The following is a 17,293-nucleotide window of genomic DNA, read 5'->3' on the forward strand; positions in this document are numbered from 1 at the left end:
CCCGGTCGACTGTGAACGCAGACGGCTTATTCAGTCTCTGAATGGGGCGTCACATGTTGACTCGGTTTCGGCCAGAGGCCAGTATTCAGGTATCGCCGATTTGGCGATAGTCTGTCGGGCATGACGACTAAATACCGATTTCGCGACAAATACCGCATTCAGTTACGTGAGAAGGATCACCCGCCACCCCATGTCCACTTGATCGGTGGCGGTGTGGACGTGATGCTGAGCCTTGAAACCGTCGAAGTCATGACGGGCAAGGCACCGCCGCTGATTATCAAGGAAGCGCTGGCTTGGGTTGCGGCTCATCAAGTGCAACTGCTGGAGGACTGGAAACGATGTTACCCATGAAAAGGCCTCGGCTGACGGCTGTGCAGGCACTGTCAGGTTATCGATTGAAACTGACCTTTATTGATGGTCAGGATCTGACCCTTGACCTGAGCCGAGATATCCACGCTTATCCAGGTCTGCAACCATTGCTTGATCCCGAAGTGTTTGCGGCTGCGACCCTTGACGACAATGGCTGGACGGTCGAATGGCTTGAGCCCGATATACAGATCGGCGCAGACACGCTTTATATGGATGCGCTGGCCCAAAACACTGTCGATGAAAACACTCGGATTTTCATCGATTGGCGTGCACGTACCGGACTCTCACTGAATCAGGCAGCCGAGGCGCTGGGTGTCAGTGCCCGCAGCATCAGCCGATACAGTAATGGGCGGGAGGCGGTGCCAAGGTCATTAGCCTTGGCTTGTCTTGGTTGGGACTCATTGCAGCAAAAGTCCACGCTGGCGGCTGAAGAGTCTGGTCGATATGTCGTTAATCGTAAGAATTAGCCCGCATCCGGCTTCGGCCGCTCATACCGCGCATTGAAAGCCTGAATGAAGCCATTACGCAAAATCTGCAAAAACGCTTCGAACGCACTGATGTTTTGCTGATGCACGTTGCCACTGAGTTCGACCTTGGTGGCGAACTGGTTTTTGGCCTGGTTCTTCAGCACGGTTTCCGTGCCGCCGACGATGGCCTCCCAGACGGAGCGGAAGATGCTCTTGTCCTTGTTTTCCACGTCCTGCTGCCAGTTGAACACTTCGACGTCGCGCAGCAAGGGTTTGATGTAGCCGCTGACCTGGGCTTTTTTCGCCTGGGCTTCGATGACCACGTCGCCGTGGCCGGCGTTGAAGTCGAACTTGCCGTAGGCCGAGGCAAAGTCGTTCATGCTTTTGAGTTCGATGTCGCGGGCGCGCAGGCGGAACTGGAAGTCTTCGAAGTTGCTCAGCGGATCGAAGGTGGCGCTGGTCTCCAGCGGTGCATGGCCGAGCAGTTTTGCCTTGCCTTCGAAACGGGCGTCGCGTTTGCCCTGTTTGTCGACCACGTTGGTCAGGTTGTAGATGCTCGCCTCGACGTTGCTGGCGTTCATGTTGACCGGCGGTTTGGAGTTGAAATTGCGGAAAGTGATCTTGCCGTCGTGGATCTGCACCTCGTCGAGAGTGATCGGCAGCAACTTGCCCAGTTGCGCCCGCCAGTCGGTGCCTTTACCAGTCTGCGAGTTCTGCTTGTTGGGGCCGCCATCGACGAAGTTGATCTCGGGATTGAAGAACTGCACCTGCGCCACCACGGCATGGTCGTACCACAGCGAATGCCAGCTGACCGCCAGATCGATCACGGGCGCATTGACGAACGGCACCGGCACCTTGCCGTCGACCTTGACGATTTTCAGGCCGTTGATCTTATAAGCGCCGCGCCAAAGGGCCAGATCGACATCGGTGATCTGACCGCGGTAATCGCCCATGTCGGCGAGCTTGCCGTTCAAGTAATCGCGTACCACGTAGGGCAGGGCGATGTGCAGGGCGATCAGCAGCACGACGATGATGGCGAAAATTCCGATGGGCCAGCTGTAGCGACGCTTCATGGCGGTAGTTCCCGAACGATGTAAGCGATTGACTGTTGCGCGTCGCAGACGTTCGACCCGACTGGACTGCATCAGGCAACAGGCATACCTTGAAAGGCTGAATTCAACGCTGCATAAGGACCCAGCCATGAGCCGCATTTTCGCTGACAACGCCCATTCCATCGGCAATACGCCGCTGGTGCAGATCAACCGCATCGCGCCGCGTGGCGTGACCATTCTGGCCAAGATCGAGGGACGCAACCCCGGTTATTCGGTCAAATGCCGAATCGGCGCGAACATGATCTGGGACGCCGAGAGCAGCGGCAAACTCAAGCCGGGCATGACCATCGTCGAGCCGACGTCGGGCAATACCGGCATCGGTCTGGCCTTCGTTGCCGCCGCCCGTGGTTACAAATTGATGCTGACCATGCCGGCCTCGATGAGCATCGAGCGGCGCAAGGTGCTCAAGGCCCTCGGCGCAGAACTGGTCCTGACCGAACCGGCCAAGGGCATGAAAGGCGCAATCGAGAAGGCTGCCGAGATCGTTGCCAGTGATACCGGCAAATACTTCATGCCGTCGCAATTCGATAACCCGGCCAACCCCGCGATCCACGAAAAAACCACCGGCCCGGAAATCTGGAACGACACCGATGGCGCCGTCGATGTGCTGGTGGCTGGCGTCGGGACCGGCGGAACCATCACCGGCGTTTCGCGGTATATCAAGAATACCCAGGGCAAACCGATTCTGTCGGTCGCGGTAGAACCCGTCTCTTCGCCGGTGATCAGCCAGGCCCTGGCAGGAGAAGAGATCAAGCCAAGCCCGCACAAGATTCAGGGAATTGGCGCCGGTTTCGTGCCGAAGAACCTCGATTTGTCGATGGTTGACCGGGTGGAGCAGGTCACCGATGACGAGTCCAAGGCCATGGCGCTGCGCCTGATGCAGGAAGAAGGGATCCTGTGCGGGATCTCATGCGGCGCGGCCATGGCCGTGGCGGTGCGTCTGGCCGAAAAGCCGGAAATGCAGGGCAAGACCATCGTGGTGATTTTGCCGGACTCCGGTGAGCGGTATCTGTCGAGCATGTTGTTCAGCGATCTGTTCACCGAGCAGGAGAATCAGCAATAGTCGAATTGACTCAGATCAGCCGGGGTTCAGGATCGTTATGCTAATAAATGCTTTGTTGCGCAATTCTTAACACTGAATCTTGGGTTCAGCGGGTTTTTCCCGAGGCCGGTAGTGTTTATCATGGCCGGCTGCCATGCCGGCTAAAGGGCATTGCGCAGCGTTGTCTTTATTCAAGGAGTCGTTGATGACCTTTTCGTTAGCCGCCAAGGTGTTGGTGTTGCTGCTGTTTGTGGGCAGCATCCTCTATGTGCATTTGCGCGGCAAGGCGCGTTTGCCGGTCCTGCGTCAGTTCGTCAACCACTCGGCGCTGTTCGCCCCGTACAACGCGCTGATGTACCTGTTCTCCGGCGTGCCGTCCAAACCGTATCTGGATCGCAGCAAGTTTCCGGAACTGGATGTGCTGCGCGATAACTGGGAAACCATTCGCGACGAGGCCATGCATCTGTTCGATGAGGGCTACATCCGTGCGGCCGAGAAAAACAATGACGCTGGTTTCGGCTCGTTCTTCAAGAAGGGCTGGAAGCGTTTCTACCTCAAGTGGTACGACAAACCGCTGCCGTCGGCCGAAACCCTGTGCCCGAAAACCGTGGCGCTGGTCAGTGCGATCCCTAACGTCAAAGGCGCGATGTTCGCGCTGTTGCCCGGTGGCAGCCACCTGAACCCGCACCGTGATCCGTTTGCCGGCTCGCTGCGTTATCACTTGGGCCTGTCGACGCCGAACTCCGACGACTGCCGGATCTTCGTCGACGGTCAGGTCTACGCCTGGCGCGACGGTGAAGACGTGATGTTCGACGAGACCTACGTGCACTGGGTGAAGAACGAAACCGAACAGACTCGCGTCATTCTGTTCTGCGACGTCGAACGCCCATTGAGCAACCGTCTGATGACCCGCATCAACCGCGCCATCAGCGCCTGGCTGGGACGTGCCACCGCCCCGCAGAACCTTGATGACGAACGTGTCGGCGGCATTAACCAGGCTTATGCCTGGAGCAAGAGCTTCAGCGACAAGTTCAGTGGCGTGGTCAAACAGTGGAAACGCCGCAATCCCAAGGCTTACCGCATCCTGCGTCCGGTATTGGCGGTGCTGGTGTTGACGTTGCTGGGGTATTGGCTGTTTGGTTGAGGCTGGGTGTTGAAATAAAAAAACCGCTCCTTGTGAGCGGTTTTTCGTCTGCTGATAAATCTACAGTCGGCCAGCGGCGAGTACATTCGGCTCTTCGCTTTCAGTGCCCTTTATCAGTAACTGCAGCAGACGCCTCTGACTCGCAGTGAGCGTTATCTCACCGGATTTTTTGCCGAGAGGAGGTATCTCTTTTCTGGAGGACGGCTTCTTTGTTGATTTGCTCATTTCTCCTCCTGTGTTGATCGTTAATTGAACAGTTTTCACGATACTAGGTTCTCCAGGGTTTTGACAAGGCGGCCACCAGTGTCGAAGCCGAAGCCAAGCTCTTGATAGTGTGAAATCGCGCCCTTCAAAGGTTCTTGGATCTCGAGAACCTTGCTGCCTATGAGTTGGGCGTATTGTTCAATCACAATCATCGCCAGTGCCCCGATACGTCTTTTTAACGGATGGGATGGGATTCGTAGGGGCGTCCCTCCAGGCGCACAATTCGTATTCTGTTTTTGCTGGCATTTGGATTTGCGAAACACAGCCCGCACAGTTCCTCTTCAAACCAGATAGCGATGTCCAGAGATAAAGGCTCTCGACCTTTCCACTCAATGACCTCATTCCAGCAAAAGTGCTGGTCTCTCCAGAGGGTTGATGCCTGAAGTGCTTGTTGGTCGATAGGTTCGAAACGTACTTTCGACAAATCGATGGCAGTCGGACCATGGCGTTCCAACTGAAGCTGTAGTTGAAGGGTAACGATAGCAGCCTGCTTCCGCGCCTCTGACCGATAGACCTGATACCGCAAATATGTCCGTTCCCTTGGCATGTGATCCCGAGCATTCCCTGTCTCCCCATCAATGGGCCTATCCGTTGCTCATCAGCCTATTCACCTCGCCGCCAACTGTCCCTGCTGGCCCTTTGTCCAAATCGTTGCAATCCATGTCCCACGCTGGTTATAGTCGGCGCTCGTGAATCAGCTGATTCACTCTCCAAACCCTTCAAAAAAGATCAGCCCAATGCCTGCATCCCTCATCAACGCGGTAGTCGATTCAGCGGTCAACGCTGGCGTCGTGCCGTGCGGGAATCAGCAGCCTGGGCAGATCAGTCATTACCCTCCACCTGTCAGTAGCACGCCGGTGTGCGTTGTCGTATCACCGCCGGGCGTTGGCGTTGCGGGCTGATCGGCATTCTCCGCTGACCCCCTGCGCCCGCCAGAAACACCTACTGAATTTCAGCCTCGGCTGAGTTGGCTATTTGCCTGACTACAGGTGGTATTCATGTTTGTCCTTTCGAAAAAATCCGCGCTCGCGGCGATGTCCACGAGCCTGTTCGTTCTGCTGTGGAGCAGTGGTGCGATCTTCTCCAAATGGGGCCTGGCCCATGCCTCGCCCTTTGCCTTTCTGCTGATTCGCTTTGTGATCGCCCTGTGCGGGCTGCTGCTGTTGACGCCGCTGCTCAAGTTGAAGCTGCCCAAGGGCGGCAAACCGATGCTGTTCGCGATTGCAACGGGCCTGGTGTTGTTGGGGGCGTATCAGATTTTCTATCTGCTGGCGCTCAACACCAAGGTCACGCCGGGGGTGATGGCGACCATCATGGGTGTACAGCCGATCCTCACCGTGGTGTTGATGGAGCGGCAGCGCTCGGCGAGCCGGATGTTCGGTCTGGCGCTGGGCTTGGCGGGGCTGATCATGGTGGTTTACCAGGGGATCGGTCTGGCGGGGATGTCTTGGGCCGGCATGCTGTTTGGCCTGCTTGCACTGGCGAGCATGACTCTGGGTTCGATCATGCAGAAACGCATCACCGACAATCCCCTCGGCACGCTGCCAGTACAATATCTGGCCGGACTGCTGTTGTGCGGGATATTTGTGCCGTTTCAACCGTTCCACTTTGAGCACAGCGCCGGTTTCATCGTGCCGGTGTTGTGGATGGGACTGGTGGTGTCGGTGCTGGCGACGCTGTTGCTTTACCGCCTGATCGCTCGGGGCAATCTGGTGAACGTCACCAGTCTGTTCTATCTGGTGCCAGCGGTGACGGCGCTGATGGACTATCTGATTTTCGGCAATCGTCTGGCGGCGCTGAGTGTGCTGGGGATGCTGTTGATCATTGTCGGTCTGGCGTTTGTGTTCCGTAGAACTGCTTGAAAACCTTCAGGCCGCCCCGGGCATTTTCAGTGTCTGGGCCGGCCTCTTCGCGGGCAAGCCCGCTCCCACAATTGGAATGCATTCCTCCTGTGGGAGCGGGCTTGCTCGCGAAGACTGACTTATCAACGCCGCAAATCAGCGGGCTGTAGCTACCGCCGGCTTCAACACCAACCACAACGCCAGCGCAATCAACACCCCGCCGTACAAGTGAGCCATCGACAGCGGCTCATCCAGCAGCAACGCACCCCACAACACGCCGAACGCCGGGATCATGAAGGTCACGGTCATCGATTTGACCGGGCCGATGGAACTGAGCAAGCGGAAATAGATGATGTAGGCGAACGCCGTGCAACCCAGACCCAGGCCCAGCAGCGACAGCCAGACGTTCCACCCACCCCAGCTTGCCGGAGGGGCGGTGATCACGCTGTAGCCGAACAGCGGCAACAGAAACAGCGAAGCGCCGAGCATGCTGCCCACCGCCGAGAGACGACTGTCGAGCCCGCCGCTGTGATCCAGCCAGCGTCGCGTGAGAAATCCGGCGAAGCCGTAGCAGGTGGTGGCAAGCAGGCAGGCGAGGGCGCCCATCAGCAATGGCAGATCGAAAGCCACCGGCCCTGCACGCGTCAGCACACCGACACCGAACAAGCCGAGAAACACCCCAGTCAGCTTCGCGGCAGTGAGTTTTTCACTGAAAAACAGCCCGCCAATCAATACGCCCATCAACGGCGTGGTGGCGTTAAAGATTGCCGAGTAACCGGCGGGCAACACCTGCGCCGCGACCGAATACAGCGTTGCCGGAATCCCCGAATTGATCACGCCCAGCAACATCACGGTTTTAAGCTTGCCTTTGAAGTCCCAGCTGATGCGCATCAACCCGAGAATCACCAGCAGCCCGACGGCCGCTATCGACACCCGAAAGAACGCAGTCGGAATGGTGCCGATGACCGGCGCAATAATGCGCATGAACAGGAAACTCGCGCCCCAGATGGCTGCCAGCGACAGCATGCGGAAAATATCGACAGCGCTCACGATGGCACTCCTTCCTTGATCGGGACGAGAGTGTTGCCGAGCGCCCCGGCGATGGCAACCGCTAATCGGGCATTTAATTCGCTGCAGCGGGTTGCCTGGTGAAAAATGCCCGCGATGTGCGCTGGCGTTCCGGTTTTGGCAGAAATTGCACTTCACCTTCACCCGGTTCCGTGGCTAAGCTCAGGCACAGATTTCCACTTGCACGCCGAGGTCTCATCTATGCCGCAGCAATGGCCAGCCACCGACATCGCCCGCATGATCCTCGATGGCTTTGACGATTACCGCGAGCATTTTCGGCGGATCACCGACGGTGCGCGCGAGCGCTTCGAGCAGGCGCGCTGGCAGGAAACGCAGACCGCCTCGGCGGCGCGGATCAATCTTTACGAGGAAAAGGTCGGCGAAACCATCGCCCGCCTGCGCGAGCATTTCGACGACGAGACGTTGATGAATGTCGGCAGCTGGCCGTTGGTGAAAAGCGCCTACATCAGCGTGATCGACCTGCGCTTCGACGATGAGCTGTCCGAGACCTGGTACAACTCGATCTTCTGCGGGCTGTTCAGCCACGACCTGATCAGCGACGGCTGCATGTTCATCCACACCACCCGGCCAAGCCTGCGCCGCGCCCGGGCTGCGCAAACCCGCACCTACAAGCCGCAGGGCCAGTTGTCGTCGATGCTTGCAAGCATCTTTGCCGACTACCGTTTCAGCGAGGATTACGCCGATCTGCCCGGCGATCTGCAGCGCCTCGAAGCGCAACTGCGCGAGAATTTGCCGGACTGGGTGTGCAAGGATCCGGAGCTGAGCGTCGAGCTGTTTTCCTCGGTGCTGTACCGCAACAAAGGCGCGTATCTGGTCGGGCGCATCTACACCCGCGACGAGCAGTGGCCGCTGGTGATTCCGCTGCTGCACCGCGAAGGCCGCGGGATTCAGATTGACGCGCTGATCACCGACGAAGCCGATGTGTCGATCATCTTCTCCTTCACCCGTTCGTATTTCATGGTCGATGTGCCGGTGCCGGCCGAGTTCATCGGTTTCCTGCGGCGCATTTTGCCGGGCAAGCACATCGCCGAGCTGTACACCTCGATCGGCTTCTACAAACACGGCAAGTCCGAGTTCTACCGCGCGCTGATCAATCACCTGGCCAACACCGACGATCAGTTCATCATGGCGCCGGGCGTGCGTGGCATGGTCATGAGCGTGTTCACCCTGCCGGGCTTCAACACCGTGTTCAAGATCATCAAGGACCGTTTCTCGCCGTCGAAAAACGTCGACCGGGCGACGGTGATCGAAAAATACCGATTGGTGAAAAGTGTCGACCGCGTCGGGCGCATGGCCGATACCCAGGAATTCGCCGACTTCCGTTTTCCACTGAGCAAGTTCGATCCGGCGTGCCTGGAAGAACTGCTGGAAGTCGCGCCGTCGACGGTCTCGGTCGAAGGCGACACGGTGCTGATCCGTCACTGCTGGACCGAGCGCCGCATGACCCCGCTCAACCTCTACCTGGACAACGCCAACGACGCGCAGGTGCGCGAGGCGCTGGAGGATTACGGGCTGGCGATCAAGCAACTGGCGGCGGCCAATATCTTCCCCGGCGACATGTTGCTGAAGAACTTCGGCGTCACCCGTCACGGGCGGGTGGTGTTTTACGATTACGACGAGATTTGTTTCCTGACCGAAGCCAACTTTCGCCACATCCCCGCGCCGCGCACCCCCGAGGACGAAATGGCTTCCGAGCCGTGGTATTCGATCGGGCCGCTGGATGTGTTCCCTGAAGAGTTTCCGCCGTTCCTGTTCGCCGATGCCGGGCAGCGCAAACTGTTCGATCAACTGCACGGCGAGTTGTACAACGCCGATTACTGGAAGGGTCTGCAGGAGGCGATTCGCGCCGGGAAAGTCATCGACGTGTTCCCTTACCGCCGCAAAGGACTGGATAACGAATAACCCGTTGTCACCTCAATCCTGTAGGAGCTGCCGCAGGCTGCGATCTTTTGACTTTGATTTTTAAAAACAAGATCAAAAGATCGCAGCCTGCGGCAGCTCCTACAGGGGAAGCAGGTCAATCGAGAGCAAATCTGCGACAATCCGCCCCCTGCACATATAGACGACCGAATTGCGTACCCGATGACCGACGAATCGCCCTCCATCGACAAACTGCTGAAAAACCTTGATCACGCCATGCTCGCCGACCGTCACCGGCTGCGGCGGCAGTTGCTCGAGCTGCGCAAGAAACCCGACGAGGCCAAACTGGCCCAGTGGGTGGCGCGTCTGCAGGCGTCCAGTGATCAGGTGCTGGCGCGCCGTGCCAGCCTGCCGGTGATTCGTTACGACGACAGCCTGCCAATCGCCGCCAAGCGCGATGAGATCAAGGCTGCGCTGGAGAAGCATCAGGTTCTGATCATCGCCGGCGAAACCGGTTCGGGTAAAACCACCCAGTTGCCGAAAATCTGTCTTGAAATCGGTCGCGGCCAGCATGGCTTGATCGGCCACACCCAGCCACGCCGAATCGCGGCGCGCAGTGTGGCCAGCCGGGTCGCCGAAGAGCTCGGTACGCCACTGGGCGCGCTGGTCGGTTATCAGGTGCGCTTCGAAGATCAGAGCGATGCCAACACCCTGATCAAACTGATGACCGACGGCATCCTGCTGGCGGAAACCCAGAACGACCGTTATCTGGAACGCTACGACACGATTATCGTCGACGAAGCCCACGAACGCAGCCTGAACATCGACTTCCTGCTCGGTTACCTGAAAACCCTGCTGCCGCGTCGTCCGGACCTGAAAGTCATCATCACCTCGGCGACCATCGATCTGGAGCGCTTCTCCAAGCATTTCGATGACGCGCCGATTGTCGAGGTGTCCGGCCGCACCTTCCCGGTTGAAACCTGGTATCGCCCGCTGACGCTTGAGCAGGATGAAGAAGGCAACCGCGTCGAAGACGACCTGACCGTGGATCAGGCGATCCTCGCCACCCTCGACGAGATCGCCGCCTACGAACGCAGCGAACGCCGCAGTCCCGGCGATGTGCTGGTGTTCCTGCCCGGCGAGCGCGAGATTCGCGACGCCGCCGACATGCTGCGCAAGGCCCAGCTCAAACACACGGAAATCCTGCCGCTGTACGCGCGCCTGTCGCCGGCTGAACAGCAGCGGATTTTCCAGTCGCATCCGGGGCGGCGCGTGGTGCTGGCGACCAACGTCGCCGAGACCTCGTTGACCGTGCCGGGCATCCGGTACGTGATTGACAGCGGCACCGCACGCATCAGCCGCTACAGCTATCGCGCCAAGGTGCAGCGCCTGCCGATCGAAGCGATTTCCCAGGCCAGTGCCAATCAGCGTAAAGGTCGTTGCGGCCGGGTTGAACCAGGGATTTGCGTGCGGCTGTACAGCGAGGAAGATTTCCTCGGTCGCCCGGAATTCACTGACCCGGAAATTCTGCGCACCAACCTTGCCGCCGTGATCCTGCAGATGCTGCACCTGCGCCTCGGTGATATCACCGCGTTCCCGTTCATCGAGCCGCCGGACGGCAAGGCGATCAGCGACGGTTTCAACCTGCTGCAAGAACTCTCGGCGGTGGATCGCAACAGTCAGCTGACCCCGCTCGGTCGCCAGCTCGCGCGCCTGCCGGTGGACCCGCGCATGGGCCGCATGCTGCTCGAAGCGGCCAGGCTCGGCAGCTTGCAGGAAGTGCTGATCGTCGCCAGCGCCATGTCGATTCAAGACCCGCGTGAGCGTCCGCCGGAGCGTCAGCAAGCGGCGGATCAGGCCCACGCGCAGTGGAAGGACAGCGATTCGGACTTCGCCGGTCTGGTCAATCTGTGGCGTGGTTTTGAAGAACAGCGCCAAGCGCTGACCGCCAGCCCGCTGCGTAACTGGTGCCGTAAGAATTTCCTCAATTATCTGCGTCTGCGCGAGTGGCGCGATTCCCATCGCCAGTTGAGCCTGATCTGCCGCGACATGCAGTTGAGCCTCAACAAGGAACCGGCGGATTACCCGAAACTGCACAAAGCGGTGCTGGTCGGCCTGCTCAGTCAGATCGGCCAGAAAACCGAAGACGGCGATTACCTCGGTGCCCGGCAACGGCGCTTCTGGATTCACCCGTCGTCGGGCATCGGCAAGAAGCGCCCGCAGTGGTTGATGACCGCCGAACTGGTGGAAACCACCAAGCTCTATGCGCGCATGGTCGCCAAGATCGACGCCGACTGGATCGAGCCGCTGGCCGGGCACCTGATCAAGAAAAACCACTTCGAACCGCACTGGGAGAAGAAGCGCGGCCAGGTCGTGGCCTACGAGCAGATCACCCTGTTCGGGCTGATCGTGGTCGGTCGCCGCCCGGTGCATTACGGCCCGGTGGATCCGGTGGTGTCGCGTGAGCTGTTTATCCGCGAGGGCCTGGTGCGTGGCGAGATTCAGTCGAAAGCCAAATGCCTGAGCGCCAACAAACAATTGCTCGAACAGCTCGACGAACTGGAAGCCAAGGCCCGGCGCCGCGACATTCTCGCTGACGAAGAAACCCTGTACGCGTTCTACGATGCGCGCTTGCCGGCGGAGATTCACCAGACCGCGACCTTCGACAGCTGGTATCGGGTCAACAGCCAGAAGAACCCGCAGCTGCTGATCATGCGCGAAGAGGACGTGCTGGCCCGCGAGGCCAGTGAGGTCACCGCGCGCGACTACCCGGACACGCTGCACATTGGTGATCTCGAACTGGCGCTCAGTTATCACTTTGAACCCAATCACCCGCGCGACGGCGTGACCCTGCGCGTGCCGGCACCGCTGCTGCCGATGCTGCCGCCGGAGCGTCTGGAATGGCTGGTGCCGGGGCTGATCGAGGCCAAGTGCATTGCGCTGGTGCGCAATCTGCCGAAAGCCCTGCGCAAAAACTTCGTGCCGGTGCCGGATTTCATCAAAGCGGCGTTGCAGCGCATGAGCTTCGCAGAGGGCTCGTTGCCGCAATCGCTGGGTCGCGAACTGCTGCGCATGACCGGCGCCCGAGTCAGCGATGAGGCTTGGGCGGAAGCGGCGCAGCAGGTCGAAAGCCATCTGCGGATGAACCTGGAAATCGTCGACGGCCAAGGCAAGTTTCTTGGTGAGGGACGCGATCTGGCCGAGCTCACCGCGCGCTTCGCCGAAGCCAGTCAAGCGGCTTTGGCCGTGCCGCAAAGTGCGAAAAGTCAGCAACCGGTGGAAGCCAAAGTGTTTGCTCCGGTGGCGGAAAAGACTCAGCAGAAGATTGCCGGCCTGTCGATGACGGTCTATCCGGCGCTGGTGGAAGAGGGCGGCACGGTCAAGGAAGGGCGGTTTTCGACCCCGGCCGAAGCCGAATTCCAGCATCGCCGCGCCTTGCAGCGGCTGCTGATGCAGCAACTGGTGGAACCGGCGAAGTTCCTGCGCAGCAAACTGCCGGGCATCACCGAGTTGGGCCTGCTATATCGCGAGTTGGGCCGAGTGGATGCGCTGGTCGAAGACATTCTGCTGGCCAGTCTCGACAGCTGCATTCTGGAAGGCGAAGACCCGTTACCCCGTGATGGCGCCGGGCTGGCGGCATTGGCTGAGCGCAAACGCGGCAGCTGGACCGAACACGCCGAGCGCGTCGCGCGGTTGACGCTGGAGATTCTCAAGCTGTGGCACGGCCTGCAAAAACGCTTCAAGGGCAAGATCGATCTGGCGCAGGCTGTGGCGCTGAATGACATCAAGCAGCAAATCAGCCATCTGGTGTATCCGGGTTTCGTCCGGGAAACACCGATGCAATGGCTCAAGGAGCTGCCGCGCTATCTGAAGGCGGTCGAGCAGCGTTTCGAGAAACTCGGTGCGCAAGTACAGAAGGATCGCGTCTGGAGCGGTGAACTGGCCGGCCTCTGGGCGCAATACCAGACCCGCGCGGCGAAACATGCCCAGGAAGGCAAGCGCGATCCGCAGCTGGAGTTGTACCGCTGGTGGCTGGAGGAATACCGGGTGTCGCTGTTCGCCCAGCAGTTGGGAACGAAAGTGCCGATCTCGGACAAGCGGCTGAGCAAGCAATGGAGTCAGGTCGAGGCTTGAACCCGCGACAGGCAAGGACTTTGTAGGAGCTGCCGAAGGCTGCGATCTTTTGATTTTGCTTTTTAAAGGATCAAGATCAAAAGATCGCAGCCTTCGGCAGCTCCTACAGGGAGTGCGTTTAGCGGGAGAGGCGCCAAAACCTTGGGTTTATGGCAAACTTCGCGACCATAAACGCCGGTTTCGTGACCCAGAGCCTTCGGCCGGGTCACGTGGCGGAATAAAGCGATGCCAGGTCAGCGTCCCCGGACGGGAACAGACCCTTTGTGTGTTGGTACGTCGGTGCCAGCGCTTTCTGCCTGAACAGATTAGAGAAACGACCATGCATAACGTCGTCATCAGCGGCACCGGCCTGTACACCCCGGCCAACAGCATCTCCAACGAAGAGCTGGTGCAGTCTTTCAATACCTACGTCGCGCAGTTCAACGCCGACAACGCCGACGCCATCGCTCGCGGTGAAGTCCAGGCGCTGACCGAATCCAGCGCCGCGTTCATCGAAAAGGCCTCTGGCATCAAGAGTCGCTTTGTCATGGACAAGGATGGCATTCTCGATCCGCGACGCATGGCCCCGCGTCTGCCGGAGCGTTCCAACGACGAATGGTCGGTCCTCTGCCAGATGGCCATCGGCGCCGCCGAACAGGCGTTGCAACGTGCCGGCAAGACCGCCGCCGACATCGACGGCGTGATCGTCGCCTGCTCCAATCTGCAGCGCGCCTACCCGGCCATCGCCATCGAAGTCCAGGAAGCACTGGGCATTCAGGGCTTCGGTTTCGACATGAACGTGGCCTGCTCCTCGGCGACCTTCGGCATTCAGGCTGCGGCCAACAGCGTGCAACTGGGTCAGGCCCGGGCGATCCTGATGGTCAACCCGGAAGTCTGCACCGGTCACCTGAACTTCCGTGACCGTGACAGCCACTTCATCTTCGGCGACGCCGCGACGGCAGTCATCATTGAGCGCGCCGACCTGGCGACCTCCAAGTACCAGTTCGATGTGGTCAGCACCAAACTGCTGACCAAGTTCTCCAACAACATTCGCAACAACTTCGGTTTCCTCAATCGCGCCGCGGAAGAGGGCATCGGTGCCCGTGACAAACTGTTCGTGCAGGAAGGCCGCAAGGTGTTCAAGGATGTCTGCCCGATGGTTGCCGAGCTGATCGGTGAGCATCTGGAAGAGAACAAACTCAACGTCGGCGACGTCAAGCGCTTCTGGCTGCACCAGGCCAACCTGAGCATGAACCACCTGATCGTGCGCAAGCTGCTGGGTCGTGAAGCCACCGAAGACGAAGCCCCGGTGATTCTCGACACCTACGCCAACACCAGCTCTGCGGGCTCGGTGATTGCCTTCCACAAGTATCAGGACGATCTGGCCGCCGGTTCGCTGGCCGTGCTGAGCTCGTTCGGCGCCGGTTACTCGATCGGCAGCGTGATTCTGCGCAAGCGCTGAGTGCGCCTGAAAAGATCGCAGCCTGCGGCAGCTCCTACACTGATCTCTGTAGGAGCTGCCGCAGGCTGCGATCTTTTGCTTTCGACCATCTGAAAACGAGGCGCGCATGGCCGCAACGGACGACACCCAACTGCTCGAACGCCTGTTGGCCGGTGAGCAAAAAGCTTTCAAGGAACTGGTCAGCACCTACCAGAGCGCCATGCGCGCTGTGGCTTACGCGATTGTCGGCCAACGTCATGTCGAAGAAGTGGTGCAGGACGCCTGGCTTTCGGTGGTGCGCCACATCGGTAGCTTCGAGGGCCGTTCCAGTCTCAAGACTTGGCTGCTGACCATCACTGCCAACTCGGCCAAGAGCCGCTACAAACAAAACCGCCGCGAAGTCTTGATGGATGATCTACCGTCACCCCATGGCACCATCGACGATGATCGCTTTTCTCCCGGTGACGGTCATTGGCTGGTGGCGCCGTTCGCCTGGCATCAGGACACGCCGGAAGCCTTGCTGACGGAAAGCGAATTGCGCGACTGCCTGGAGCACACCTTGCTCAGCCTGTCGGAACTGCAAAGCAGTGTTTTGCTGCTGCGCGAGCGTCAGGGCCTGGAGCTGGAGGAGATCTGTAATCTTCTGGAGATCTCGCTCTCCAATGTCCGTGTGCTGCTGCATCGTGCGCGGCTGAAAGTCTTCGCCACGGTGGAGCATTTTGAGGAGACCGGCGAATGCTGACCTGCAAGGAACAAGTAGCGCGCTCCAGCGATTACCTCGATGGCCAGTTGAGCTTTCGCGAGAGACTGTTGGTGCGCCATCACCTGATGTTCTGCCCTAACTGCCGGCGTTTCATTCGCCAGATGCGTTTGATGCAGGCTACGTTGAAGGCGATGCCGGAGAAGCCGCAAGAGGGTATGGATGCGCTGGCTGAGCGCCTGGCCGAGCAACGCCGCAAAGATACTCTCCTTGAGGGGCTGCCGGAGGCTGCGATCTTTTGATCTTGTTTTCAAGGATCAAAAGATCGCAGCCTCCGGCAGCTCCTACATGTTTTTTGCATCTTGAAGAAATAGCCCGACGCGGATGAAACGAACGGATGATGGGGATCGTCCCGCCCGCGTCAGGCTACAGGTGACGCTTTTTAGAACTTCGCTTCCGCGTCCAGCTGCAGGGTGTTGGTGTCTGCGTCACGCTGGGTACGGCTGGAGAAGTCGGCCTTGGTCAGGAAGTAGGTGGCGCCGATGGCGAAGTTCTTGTCGATGTCGTAACCGACCTTGAACTTGTGGCCACGGGAACCGGTGGTGCCGTTGGCGAAGTCGGAGTCGGTGAATGCGCCGACCACGGCGTCACGCTGTACGTCACGATAGTTGTAGTCCAGGTTCAGGCCGAAGACTTTCGACTTGGCGCCGACCAGCCACGCAGTGTCGGCATCGGTCACGGCATCGTTGTTCTTCACGTACTGGCCGTAGAACGACAGCGGCATTGGCAAACCACCGATATCGATCTGGCTGAAGCCCTCGTACAGACGGAATTCGTTGTTGGCCGAGTTGCCGTTGACCGACAGTGCGCACGGTGTGGACGTCCCGGTGCAACGGCTGTCCTCGTCGTTCTGGTAGGCGTAGACGCTGCCGCCCAGGGTCAGTTTCAGATTGTCGGTGATCGCGAAGCGGCTGCCCAACTGGCCAGCGGTCAGGCGCAGGTCGTGGCGAAATTGCACGCCTTCGCCGTCGACGTTGTCCTTGAGGGTGTAGTTACCCAGGCTGCCGAACAGTTCGGCGCTGCTGCCCAGCGGGTATTTGTAGGTCACGGCCAGACCTTCCGGGTTGATGTCGCTGTCCCAGATCACATCGCCCATGCTGACCCACGGTTGCAGCATCTTGCCGCCGATCACGTGCAGGTTCTTGATGGCATCGGGGTGGTAGTCGATGTAACCCAGATCGAGCCAGATCTGCTTCTTGTCGAAGTAGTTGTCCATGTCCTGGTTGGTCGAACGGGCATCGTCACCGCCGCCGGTGGCAATACGGATACCGGTGTCGACTTGCGGGTTGATCTCGGTGTAGGCGCCGAGGCGGGCACGGATACGCTGGCGATCCTTGTCGCGACCACCGTTGTTGGATTCACCGTCGATCTTGACGGTCTCCTGACGGATACGCACATCACCCTTGAACTGGGTCTTGGCGGCCCAGGCAAGTTTCTGGTCGAAGGAGCTCAGCTCATTGGTTTTCTTCGCGGTTGCCGCGATTTGCTCGTTGGTCTCTTGCTGCGCCTGCTGCGCGATTTGCTGAGCCTTCTGATCCTTGGCCAGTTCAGTTTGCAGTTCAATGTACTGCGCCTGGGAAATGGAACCGTTAGCCTTGAGCATGTCGAGCAGTTTGGCGTCGACTGCAGCACTGGCCGGAACGCTCATGGCCAGCAACAGGCCACCGCACAGGGCCGCCGCAGTTTTCGTGGAAGCAAGACGCATAGCAATCTCCGAAGATGAGAGGGATGGCTGAACCATCCTGGGCACACCGACGCGCACGTCGGAAAACAGTGTCCGGGTAGAACCCG

General features: G+C 59.3%; 14 protein-coding genes. 10 read left to right on the top strand and 4 right to left on the bottom strand.

Annotation, left to right across the window (positions count from 1 at the left end; genetic code table 11):
- Positions 1-120: 120 nt before the first annotated feature.
- Positions 121-351 (top strand): DUF4160 domain-containing protein, encoded by a 231-nt coding sequence (locus ACYZUM_RS03810; protein WP_097086717.1) that lies wholly within the window; start codon positions 121-123, stop codon positions 349-351.
- Complete coding sequence (locus ACYZUM_RS03815) at positions 339-836, top strand: DUF2442 domain-containing protein (RefSeq protein WP_086791990.1); 498 nt, start codon at positions 339-341, stop codon at positions 834-836. The genes ACYZUM_RS03810 and ACYZUM_RS03815 overlap by 13 nt, the downstream gene beginning before the upstream one ends.
- Here ACYZUM_RS03815 and ACYZUM_RS03820 read toward each other — a convergent pair.
- On the bottom strand, positions 833-1,909 hold the full coding sequence (locus ACYZUM_RS03820; RefSeq protein ID WP_108181972.1) for a DUF748 domain-containing protein: 1,077 nt from the start codon (positions 1,907-1,909) through the stop codon (positions 833-835). The genes ACYZUM_RS03815 and ACYZUM_RS03820 overlap by 4 nt on opposite strands.
- A gap of 127 nt (positions 1,910-2,036) precedes the next feature.
- On the opposite strand from ACYZUM_RS03820, the gene cysK reads away from it, so the two are divergent.
- Positions 2,037-3,011: a cysteine synthase A gene (cysK, locus tag ACYZUM_RS03825; protein ID WP_041070300.1), complete on the top strand. Its 975-nt coding sequence runs from the start codon at positions 2,037-2,039 to the stop codon at positions 3,009-3,011.
- A gap of 184 nt (positions 3,012-3,195) precedes the next feature.
- The gene (locus ACYZUM_RS03830; protein WP_047292347.1) at positions 3,196-4,134 is read left to right on the top strand and encodes an aspartyl/asparaginyl beta-hydroxylase domain-containing protein; all 939 of its coding nucleotides are present in this window, start codon (positions 3,196-3,198) and stop codon (positions 4,132-4,134) included.
- 260 nt (positions 4,135-4,394) lie between these two features.
- Here ACYZUM_RS03830 and ACYZUM_RS03835 read toward each other — a convergent pair whose 3' ends face one another.
- Positions 4,395-4,550, bottom strand: coding sequence for a hypothetical protein (locus ACYZUM_RS03835; RefSeq protein WP_473061295.1), 156 nt, complete (start codon positions 4,548-4,550; stop codon positions 4,395-4,397).
- 846 nt (positions 4,551-5,396) lie between these two features.
- Between ACYZUM_RS03835 and ACYZUM_RS03840 the strand changes: the two genes are divergently transcribed.
- Complete coding sequence (locus ACYZUM_RS03840; RefSeq protein ID WP_041070292.1) at positions 5,397-6,260, top strand: DMT family transporter; 864 nt, start codon at positions 5,397-5,399, stop codon at positions 6,258-6,260.
- A gap of 135 nt (positions 6,261-6,395) precedes the next feature.
- On the opposite strand, the gene ACYZUM_RS03845 is transcribed toward ACYZUM_RS03840, so the two are convergent.
- Complete coding sequence (locus tag ACYZUM_RS03845; RefSeq protein ID WP_086791982.1) at positions 6,396-7,289, bottom strand: DMT family transporter; 894 nt, start codon at positions 7,287-7,289, stop codon at positions 6,396-6,398.
- Positions 7,290-7,508: 219 nt separating this feature from the next.
- Here ACYZUM_RS03845 and aceK point away from each other — a divergent pair, with 219 nt between their 5' ends.
- The 5 genes from aceK to ACYZUM_RS03870 all read left to right on the top strand — a co-directional run bounded on the left by aceK (position 7,509) and on the right by ACYZUM_RS03870 (position 15,744).
- Positions 7,509-9,230: a bifunctional isocitrate dehydrogenase kinase/phosphatase gene (aceK, locus tag ACYZUM_RS03850; RefSeq protein ID WP_108181974.1), complete on the top strand. Its 1,722-nt coding sequence runs from the start codon at positions 7,509-7,511 to the stop codon at positions 9,228-9,230.
- A 180-nt stretch (positions 9,231-9,410) separates the two neighbouring features.
- Positions 9,411-13,322 carry an ATP-dependent RNA helicase HrpA gene (gene hrpA / locus ACYZUM_RS03855; RefSeq protein WP_108181975.1) on the top strand — a complete coding sequence of 1,304 codons (3,912 nt, stop codon included), beginning with the start codon at positions 9,411-9,413 and terminating at the stop codon, positions 13,320-13,322.
- Between the two features lie 319 nt (positions 13,323-13,641).
- Positions 13,642-14,763, top strand: coding sequence for a beta-ketoacyl-ACP synthase III (locus ACYZUM_RS03860; protein ID WP_108181976.1), 1,122 nt, complete (start codon positions 13,642-13,644; stop codon positions 14,761-14,763).
- A 106-nt stretch (positions 14,764-14,869) separates the two neighbouring features.
- Positions 14,870-15,484, top strand: a complete 615-nt coding sequence (locus ACYZUM_RS03865) for an RNA polymerase sigma factor (RefSeq protein WP_003222662.1) — start codon at positions 14,870-14,872, stop codon at positions 15,482-15,484.
- Positions 15,478-15,744, top strand: a complete 267-nt coding sequence (locus tag ACYZUM_RS03870; protein ID WP_473061296.1) for an anti-sigma factor family protein — start codon at positions 15,478-15,480, stop codon at positions 15,742-15,744. Before ACYZUM_RS03865 ends, ACYZUM_RS03870 begins: the two co-directional genes overlap by 7 nt.
- A 140-nt stretch (positions 15,745-15,884) precedes the next feature.
- Here ACYZUM_RS03870 and ACYZUM_RS03875 read toward each other — a convergent pair whose 3' ends face one another.
- Entirely contained in the window at positions 15,885-17,207 is a 1,323-nt protein-coding gene (locus ACYZUM_RS03875) for a putative porin (RefSeq protein WP_007966005.1), read from the bottom strand.
- Positions 17,208-17,293 lie beyond the last annotated feature (86 nt).

The sequence above is a fragment of the Pseudomonas sp. m6p genome, assembly GCF_055760375.1.